Consider the following 8,335-nt stretch of genomic DNA (forward strand, 5'->3'; position numbering starts at 1 on the left):
CCACAGGGTTCTATGGCGTTGCTAAAACCCTTCAGGCCTGAGCGGTACGCCGGTCTTCGCGGGGGCAACGGGCGAAGCGTGCGCGGTAGCTGCGGGTGAAATACGACGGCGATTCAAACCCGCAAGCGATGCTGACCTCCAGCACGCTCATATCGGTCTGGCGCAATAACTGCCGGGCCTTTTCCAACCTCAAGCGCAGATAGAAATTGCTCGGTGTGTCATTCAGATGCAGCCGAAACAAGCGCTCCAGCTGCCGCCGCGTGACCTTGATCGATTCCGCCAGTTGCAGCGTGGTCAGCGGTGGTTCGCTGTGCTGCTCCATCTCGCCAATCACCTGCACCAGCTTCTTGTTGCTGATGCCGTAGCGCGTGGCGACTTCCATGCGCTGGTGGTCCTTGCGCGGACGAATCCGTCCCAGCACGAACTGCTCGCTGACCTGGATCGCCAGTTGCGGGCCGTGGGCCTGGGCGATCAGATCGAGCATCAGGTCGATAGACGCCGTGCCGCCCGCCGAGGTGATGCGCCGCCGATCGATTTCGAACAATTCCTGGGTCACGCTGAGCTGTGGATAAGATTCCTTGAACGCATCGATGGCCTCCCAGTGCAGGGTCAAGCGATGGCCGTCGAGCAGGCCGGCTTCGGCGAGGACGAAACTGCCGGTATCGATGGCGCCCAGGGTCACGCCTTCGTTGTCCAGCCGGCGCAGCCAGTGCTCAAGGGTTGGCGTGGCGAACTTCAGCGGTTCGAATCCGGCCACCACCAACAGCGTCGCACCTTTCTTCAGCGGCTCCAGCGCCGCATCGGCGTTGACCGACATGCCATTGCTCGCCAGCACCGCCCCGCCATCGGCGCTGAGCACGTGCCAGCGGTACAACTCGCCGCGAAAGCGGTTGGCCACCCGTAGCGGTTCGATCGCCGAGATGAAACCGATGGCGGAAAAACCCGGCATCAGCAGAAAGTAGAAATCCTGGGACATGTGCGCACTCGGTTAGCGGGTAGCGTGGATCGTTGATACGCCGATTGTCGTCAGCGTTCAAGAGCACAGGTCGCTACAGTGCAAGAGCCAGTCGCCGCAGTGCGTTTTTACGGGGGCATTGCTGCGTAACTTGGCATCACCGGCGCATCAGACGCCGGGAACCACAATAAACGACCTGCCGAGGAACCCGACATGAAACGACTGATCAGCAGCTGTGTTCTTGCACTCAGCGGTACCGCTTTCTTGAGCGCCAGCGTCATGGCGGCCGAACCTGCGTCGTGCCAGAACGTGCGCATGGGCGTCGTGAACTGGACTGACGTGATCGCCACCAGTGCCATGACTCAAGTGCTGCTCGATGGCCTCGGCTACAGCACCAAACAAACCAGCGCGTCCCAGCAGATCATCTTCGCCGGGATTCGCGATCAGCGGCTGGATCTGTTCCTCGGCTACTGGAACCCGCTGATGACCCAGACCATCACCCCGTTCGTCGACGCCAACCAGGTCAAGGTCCTGCCGGCGCCAAGCCTGAAAGACGCCCGCGCGACCCTCGCCGTGCCGACTTATCTGGCGGACAAGGGCCTGAAGACCTTCGCCGACATCGCCAAATTCGAGAAAGAACTGGGCGGCAAGATCTACGGCATCGAGCCGGGCTCGGGCGCCAATACGCAGATCAAGGCGATGATCGCCAAGAACCAGTTCGGCCTCGGCAAATTCCAGCTGGTCGAATCCAGCGAAGCCGGGATGCTCGCCGCTGTCGACCGCGCCGTGCGCCGCAAGGAAGCCGTGGTGTTCTTCGGCTGGGCACCGCACCCGATGAACGTGAACGTCAAGATGACTTACCTCACTGGCAGCGAGGACGCCCTCGGCCCGAACGAAGGCATGGCCACGGTGTGGACGGTCACCGCGCCAAAATACGCCGAACAGTGCCCGAACATCGGTCGCCTGCTGAGCAACCTGACGTTCACCGCCGAAGACGAGAGCCGCATGATGCAACCGCTGCTCGATCACAAGGACGCGTTCGAATCGGCCAGGCAATGGCTCAAGGATCACCCCGAAGACAAGCAGCGCTGGCTGGAAGGTGTAACCACCTTCGATGGCAAACCGGCCGCTGAAAACCTGCAACTGACCAGCAAATAAAACACCGGAAATCAACGCTTCGCAGCCCCGACCGGGCTGCGAACAGACCCATCACGCCTGAAGGAAACGCACCATGAACCACGACGTCATCATCACCTGCGCACTCACCGGTGCTGGCGACACGACCGCCAAGAGCCCGCACGTGCCGGTCACCCCGAAACAGATCGCCGCGGCTGCCGTGGAAGCCGCCAAGGCCGGCGCCACGGTGGTGCACTGCCATGTGCGCGACCCGCAGACCGGCAAGTTCAGCCGTGACGTGGCGCTGTACCGCGAAGTGATGGAGCGCATCCGCGAGGCTGACGTCGACATCATCGTCAACCTCACCGCCGGCATGGGCGGTGACCTCGAAATCGGTGCTGGCGAGCACCCGATGGAGTTCGGCCCGAACACCGATCTGGTCGGCCCGCTGACCCGTCTGGCCCACGTTGAAGAACTGCTGCCGGAAATCTGCACCCTCGATTGCGGCACGCTGAACTTCGGCGACGGCGACACCATTTACGTCTCGACGCCGGCGCAACTGCGCGCCGGCGCCAAGCGCATCACCGAGCTGGGGGTGAAGGCCGAACTGGAAATTTTCGACACCGGCCACCTGTGGTTCGCCAAACAGATGATCAAGGAAGGCCTGCTCGACAACCCGTTGTTCCAGCTGTGCCTGGGCATCCCGTGGGGCGCTCCGGCGGACACCACCACCATGAAAGCCATGGTCGACAATCTGCCGGCGGACGCGGTGTGGGCCGGGTTCGGCATCGGCCGCATGCAAATGCCGATGGCCGCACAAGCGGTGCTGCTTGGCGGCAACGTGCGGGTCGGCCTGGAAGACAACCTGTGGCTGGACAAAGGCGTGCTGGCAACCAACGGCCAACTGGTCGAACGCGCCACCGAGATCCTCAGCCGCCTCGGCGCCCGGGTGCTGACCCCGGCCGAAGGGCGCAAAAAAATGGGCCTGACCCAGCGCGGCTAAATCTCAGCCCCAAAAATGGGGCCCTGACTGCACCCCAATTTCACCTGTAGGAGCTGCCGCAGGCTGCGATCTTTTGATCTTGCTTCAAACAATCAAAAATCAAAAAGATCGCACCTTCGGCAGCTCCTACAGGAAACACCTTTTTCGGAGTTCCTATGAGTTTTATCACCGACATCAAAACCTTCGCCGCCCTCGGCAGCGGCGTCATCGGCAGCGGCTGGGTCGCCCGCGCCCTCGCCCACGGCCTTGACGTGGTGGCCTGGGACCCGGCGCCGGGTGCCGAAGCGGCGCTGCGCAAACGCGTGGCCAATGCCTGGGGCGCGTTGGAGAAAAACGGTCTGGCGCCGGGTGCGTCGCAGGATCGGCTGCGCTTTGTCGCGACCATCGAAGAATGCGTGCGCGATGCCGACTTCATCCAGGAAAGCGCCCCGGAACGCCTCGAGCTGAAACTCGATCTGCACAGCAAAATCAGCGCAGCGGCCAAGCCCAATGCCTTGATCGGATCGAGCACTTCCGGCCTGTTGCCGAGCGAGTTCTACGAGAGTTCGACCCACCCTGAACGCTGCGTGGTCGGTCACCCGTTCAATCCGGTTTACCTGCTGCCGCTGGTGGAAGTGGTCGGTGGCAAGCACACCGCGCCGGAAGCTGTGCAAGCGGCTATGAAGGTTTACGAGTTCCTCGGCATGCGCCCGTTGCATGTGCGCAAGGAAGTGCCAGGGTTCATCGCCGACCGTTTGCTCGAAGCGCTGTGGCGCGAGGCGCTGCACCTGGTCAACGACGGCGTGGCGACTACTGGCGAGATCGACGACGCGATCCGTTTTGGCGCCGGACTGCGCTGGTCGTTCATGGGCACGTTCCTGACTTATACGCTGGCCGGTGGTGACGCGGGGATGCGTCACTTCATGTCGCAGTTCGGCCCGGCGCTGCAGTTGCCGTGGACGTATCTGCCGGCACCGGAGCTGACTGACAAGCTGATTGACGATGTGGTCGATGGCACCAGCGATCAGCTTGGCCGCCACAGCATTTCAGCGCTGGAGCGCTATCGTGATGACTGCCTGCTGGCGGTACTGGAGGCGGTGAAAACCACCAAGGAAAAGCACGGGATGAGTTTCAGCGAGTAATCGCCTTCCCCTGTGACGAGGGAGCTTGCTCCCGCTCGGCCGCGAAGCGGTCGTAAAACCAGCGAATGCTGTCTGACCGACGCACCGCGATCAGAGGTTTTGGGGCTGCTGCGCAGCCCAGCGGGAGCAAGCTCCCTCGCCGCAATGTGTATTGCGCCAGCGATCTATGGAGTTCAACCATGCCCACCCTCACCACCTACCAAACCACCATCATCCCCGACTGGGTCGACTACAACGGCCACCTGCGCGACGCCTTCTACTTGCTGATCTTCAGCTACGCCACGGACGCCCTGATGGATCGTCTCGGCATGGACAGTAACAACCGCGAGGCCAGCGGCCACTCACTGTTTACCCTCGAACTGCACCTGAATTATCTGCACGAAGTGAAGCTCGACGCCGAGGTCGAAGTGCGCACGCAGATCATCGGTCACGACAGCAAACGCCTGCACCTCTATCACAGCCTGCACCTGGCCGGCGACGACAAGGAACTGGCCGGTAACGAGCAAATGCTGCTGCACGTCGACCTCGCCGGCCCGCGTTCGGCGCCATTCACCCCGGATACCTTGAACCGTCTGCAAGCCATCGTCGCCGAGCAAGTCGATCTGCCCGCCCCGGCTTACATCGGCCGCGTCATCGCCCTGCCACCCGCCCGCTAATTCCTCCCACGCAAGGAGCCACTATGCACACCGCTGCCGCTGTTGCCGATTTCCGCAGTTATCCGTTGATCAGCGCGCTGAGCGGCGTGCAGAACCTGACGGATCGCGTTTCGCTGGCCTGGGCTGATGGCCGTGTCAGCCCGTTTCACCATGTCTGGTTGCGGGACAACTGCCCGTGTGAACAGTGTGTCTACACCGTCACCCGCGAGCAGGTATTCGAGATCGTCGATGCCGCGCCGGATCTGGCTCCCGTTAACGCGCACATCGACAGCGACGGCTGTCTGCAGATCGACTGGCAGGACGGCCACCACAGTCGCTTCGATCCGGGCTGGCTGCGCGCCCACGCCTATGACGACGAGTCCCGCGCCGAACGTCTGGCGGCCAAACCTCAGCCCTATCTGTGGCGCAGCAATTTACAGCTACCGGCATTCGACTATTCAGCGCTGATGAACGACAACGGTGCGCTGCTGCAATGGTTGATCGCGGTGCGCGACATCGGCCTGACTCAGGTGCGCGGCGTGCCCACCGAACCAGGTTCGCTGAAGCTGATCGCCCAGCGCATTTCGTTCATCCGCGAGAGCAATTTCGGCGTGCTGTTCAACGTGCAATCGAAGGCCGATGCCGACAGCAACGCCTACACCGCTTTCAACCTGCCATTGCACACCGACTTGCCGACTCGCGAGCTGCAACCAGGGCTGCAATTTCTGCATTGCCTGGTGAATGATGCCGAAGGTGGCGAGAGTATTTTTGTCGACGGTTTCGCGATTGCCGACGCGTTGCGTCAGGAAGCACCGGAGCTGTTTCAGGCACTGTGCGAAATCCCCGTGGAGTTTCGCAACAAGGACCGCCACAGCGACTACCGCTGCCTGGCGCCGATCATTGCACTGGACGCGTTGGGCCGGGTGGCGGAGATTCGCATGGCAAACTTTCTGCGTGGCGCATTCGATACGTCGGTGGAGCAAATGCCGCTGCTGTACCGGGCCTATCGGCGCTTGATCGCCATGACCCGTGAGCCACGTTTTCGCCTGATGCAGCGACTCAATCCGGGTGAACTGTGGTGCTTTGATAATCGCCGCACGCTGCATGCGCGCAATGCATTTGACCCGGCCACCGGGGCGCGGCACTTCCAGGGCTGCTACGTCGATCGGGATGAGTTGTTGTCGCGGATTCTGGTGTTGCAACGCTAGACCGCTAAAAGCAAAAGATCGCAGCCTGCGGCAGCTCCTACAGGGGATCGCATTTCAACTGTAGGAGCTGCCGGAGGCTGCGATCTTTTGACTTTCATAAAATTAAAAAAAGCCCCGATACAAGCCGTGACAGGATCGGGGCAGAGGGTACTGTTGAGGAGCTGCCAGTCGAGGGTGACCAAACCGTCTGTAGCGAGCTAAGGCCAGTGTGCCCACTCCCCTTGGCACTGAGTTAGCCGAAAACGACCTGTTCATAGCCGTCGCGGCCACTGCGACAAATCACCCTTGCCGTGCCTGCGCATGCCCACCAGAATCGAGCCACGACCTCCATTGCCGAAGAAGGAAGCGCGCCATGATGTATGCCGATTTGATCGATCAGGAAGACCTGTTGGGCCAGCTCAAGGCGTTGGGTTTTCAGGTGCCGAGCGGTTCGACCGCCGAGCAGGCCTGTGAGTGTGCGGTGCGTGGTCTGGACAATGTTCGCGCGTTTGAACTGCGCAAAATGGTCAAGGACATGTACACCAGCGGCGCCAGTATTCAGCCTGCGGTGCGTCAGGCGATCGACAAGCAGTTGTTGCCCGCGTTGGCGGATTATCAGCAAAGCCACAGCGCCTGACAGAAGATCAAAAGATCGCAGCCTGCGGCAGCTCCTACAGTTGAAATGCAATCCCCTGTAGGAGCTGCCGCAGGCTGCGATCTTTTGCTTTACAGCCTTACGCTGGCAAACGTCGACTCATTGCGCGCCTGACTCAACGCCGACATCGGCCCCGACAGCGGCGACATCACGATGGCCTGCGGCAGAGGCAGCATCGCCACTTGCTGCGTGGTGTTGGAGCCTACGCGTTCGTCACGCGGCGGAATACCGAAGTATTCGCGGTAGCATTTGGAGAAGTGCGGCGTCGACACGAAACCACACACCGAGGCCACTTCGATGATCGACATCGGCGTCTGCTTGAGCAGTTGCCGGGCGCGGATCAGGCGCAGCTTGAGGTAGTAACGCGACGGCGAACAGTGCAGGTATTTCTGGAACAGCCGCTCCAGCTGTCGACGCGACACGGCGACATACACCGCCAGTTCGTCGAGGTCGATCGGCTCTTCGAGGTTGGCTTCCATCAGCGCGACGATTTCCTGCAGCTTCGGTTGGTTGGTCCCGAGCATGTGCTTGAGCGGCACGCGCTGGTGATCCTGCTCGTTGCGGATGCGCTCGTAGACGAACATCTCCGAGATCGCGGCAGACAGTTCGCGACCATGATCGCGGCTGATCAGGTGCAGCATCATGTCCAGTGGCGCGGTACCACCGGAACTGGTGAAACGGTTACGGTCGAGGGTGAACAGACGAGTGCTCATCGCCACACGCGGGAAAGCTTCCTGCATCGCCGCCAGACATTCCCAGTGCACGCTGCAATCAAAACCGTCGAGCAGACCGGCGCAAGCCAAGGCCCAGCTGCCGGTGCACACCGCGCCCAGACGCTTGGACTGACGCGCCTGGCTCTGCAGCCATGACACATGTTCACGGGTCACGGTGCGTTGGATACCAATGCCGCCGCAGACGATCACGGTGTCCAGGGGCGGGGCTTTGTGCATGGAGGCATCGGGGGTGATTTGCAGACCGTCACTGGCCCACACCTGTCCGCCATCGACGGTCAGGGTGCTCCAGCGATACAGCTCACGACCGGACAATTGGTTGGCCATGCGCAGGGGTTCGACTGCGGAGGCCAGAGAAATCAGCGTGAAATTGTCCAGCAGCAGAAAGCCGATGGATTGAGGCGCACGGTTCTGGGGTTGGGCCCCGGAGTTGAACGACGTCATCGCGGTATCTCCTCACACAAAGCGGGTGATGGCCTCAGGCGGAGGCTCTTGTTATTGCCGGCGTTCTCACGTGGGAGACGGGCTTTGTTATGACAGAGCAAATGCCATGCCTAAAATTGAATGGCCGTTCAATAACTCCTGAAAACGACGTCGCGACGTGTCTATTCAAGACGTCGGCCAACAGCTGTTTCGAAGTGCCATCAGCGGCGGTGAGCGCCCTGCCCCGCTGCCTGTGAGCAGATCGGTAGCACTTGTGGGAACTGGCCTGCGCGCAGTTTGTGGGGAGTGTCACCGCAGGCACGGGTGACGGACGGTAGGGAGTGCGAATGGCGCACTGCGAGTGGGAAAAGCTCTTATCTGATTGCGACGCGCTAAAAGGTGGCGTGATTTGATCAGCGTGTGCACTTGGTGAGCAGTTTTGACTGGTCTGGCCCCTTCGCGAGCAGGCTCGCTCCCACATTTGGAATGCATGCTCCTGTGGGAGCGAG

8 protein-coding genes are annotated in these 8,335 nt (G+C 61.4%); 6 read left to right on the forward strand and 2 right to left on the reverse strand.

Annotated elements, in window-relative coordinates:
* Positions 1 to 31 precede the first annotated feature (31 nt).
* Positions 32 to 976, reverse strand: coding sequence for a GlxA family transcriptional regulator (locus HT737_RS13170; protein ID WP_095121415.1), 945 nt, complete (start codon positions 974 to 976; stop codon positions 32 to 34).
* 192 nt (positions 977 to 1,168) lie between these two features.
* On the opposite strand from HT737_RS13170, the gene HT737_RS13175 reads away from it, so the two are divergent.
* The 6 genes from HT737_RS13175 (at position 1,169) to HT737_RS13200 (ending at position 6,654) form a co-directional block, all read left to right on the forward strand.
* On the forward strand, positions 1,169 to 2,113 hold the full coding sequence (locus HT737_RS13175) for a choline ABC transporter substrate-binding protein (RefSeq protein WP_047297076.1): 945 nt from the start codon (positions 1,169 to 1,171) through the stop codon (positions 2,111 to 2,113).
* A 73-nt stretch (positions 2,114 to 2,186) separates the two neighbouring features.
* Positions 2,187 to 3,074 (forward strand): 3-keto-5-aminohexanoate cleavage protein, encoded by an 888-nt coding sequence (locus HT737_RS13180; RefSeq protein ID WP_007962632.1) that lies wholly within the window; start codon positions 2,187 to 2,189, stop codon positions 3,072 to 3,074.
* Between the two features lie 155 nt (positions 3,075 to 3,229).
* Positions 3,230 to 4,195 carry an L-carnitine dehydrogenase gene (locus tag HT737_RS13185; RefSeq protein ID WP_182402803.1) on the forward strand — a complete coding sequence of 322 codons (966 nt, stop codon included), beginning with the start codon at positions 3,230 to 3,232 and terminating at the stop codon, positions 4,193 to 4,195.
* Positions 4,196 to 4,374: 179 nt separating this feature from the next.
* Positions 4,375 to 4,851 (forward strand): thioesterase family protein, encoded by a 477-nt coding sequence (locus HT737_RS13190; protein ID WP_121187573.1) that lies wholly within the window; start codon positions 4,375 to 4,377, stop codon positions 4,849 to 4,851.
* A 23-nt stretch (positions 4,852 to 4,874) separates the two neighbouring features.
* Positions 4,875 to 6,038, forward strand: a complete 1,164-nt coding sequence (locus HT737_RS13195; RefSeq protein WP_182402805.1) for a gamma-butyrobetaine dioxygenase — start codon at positions 4,875 to 4,877, stop codon at positions 6,036 to 6,038.
* A gap of 352 nt (positions 6,039 to 6,390) precedes the next feature.
* Positions 6,391 to 6,654, forward strand: a complete 264-nt coding sequence (locus HT737_RS13200) for a hypothetical protein (protein ID WP_007962640.1) — start codon at positions 6,391 to 6,393, stop codon at positions 6,652 to 6,654.
* 89 nt (positions 6,655 to 6,743) lie between these two features.
* On the opposite strand, the gene HT737_RS13205 is transcribed toward HT737_RS13200, so the two are convergent.
* Positions 6,744 to 7,847, reverse strand: a complete 1,104-nt coding sequence (locus HT737_RS13205; RefSeq protein ID WP_007949927.1) for a GlxA family transcriptional regulator — start codon at positions 7,845 to 7,847, stop codon at positions 6,744 to 6,746.
* Positions 7,848 to 8,335: the final 488 nt, after the last annotated feature.

Source organism: Pseudomonas sp. MD195_PC81_125 (assembly GCF_014060985.1).
Lineage (GTDB): Bacteria > Pseudomonadota > Gammaproteobacteria > Pseudomonadales > Pseudomonadaceae > Aquipseudomonas > Aquipseudomonas parakoreensis.